1 protein-coding gene is annotated in these 638 nt (G+C 45.8%); it reads right to left on the bottom strand.

From position 1 onward, the window contains the following. Positions 1-252 precede the first annotated feature (252 nt). On the bottom strand, positions 253-638 hold a 386-nt coding region (locus IE099_RS20965; protein WP_229809645.1), incomplete at its 5' end, for a hypothetical protein.

A 638-nucleotide genomic window follows, 5' to 3' on the forward strand; every position in this document is an offset into this window, starting at 1 on the left:
CTTACATTGGATAACGTTCCAGTCCTGCTGAACCGACCGCTCAGAGAACTTCGTTAGTTCTACAGCATTCAAACATCCTGTCAATAAGTCACCCACCAGCGCGGTCGGGTTCAGCAGCGACGCCTTGTTCGCTATGGTAGTCTTCAAGCAGTTCTTCAATAGACGAAATCCAATCAAGATAGGAAGGTTCTTCAATGTCTCTTGGAATCGAATAGCTTGAATCGTAGACCATAACCAGCCCTGCCTCGCTATTCAGAAATACATTGTGAAACTTCGAGCTGTCTTTCGAAGTATTGGCTTCCTTATTCTTATACTCTCTGAGCTGTGGAAGCGATTCAAAACCAGTCCACACCTCATCAAAGACTGAGTTCTCAATCCCACCATAATACGGTTTGAACCATCTGCATCGGCATTACGAATATAGGAAATGTCACCATATTGATGGATTTCATAGTGCCGCCTACCTCCAGTTTGGAAGATCAGCTTTTTATTTGGGAACGACTCTAAACCAACACTCTTCCCCGCGGTTTGCTCAGGTTCACGACTATCGCAGCTTGCAAGAACAAGACCCGCTGCAGCAAGACGGATGTAATTTCCAAGCATTTTAGAGCGAACGTTCAAGCACACCCAATCCGACC

This window comes from Roseibacillus persicicus, assembly GCF_014651675.1.
GTDB lineage: Bacteria > Verrucomicrobiota > Verrucomicrobiia > Verrucomicrobiales > Akkermansiaceae > Roseibacillus > Roseibacillus persicicus.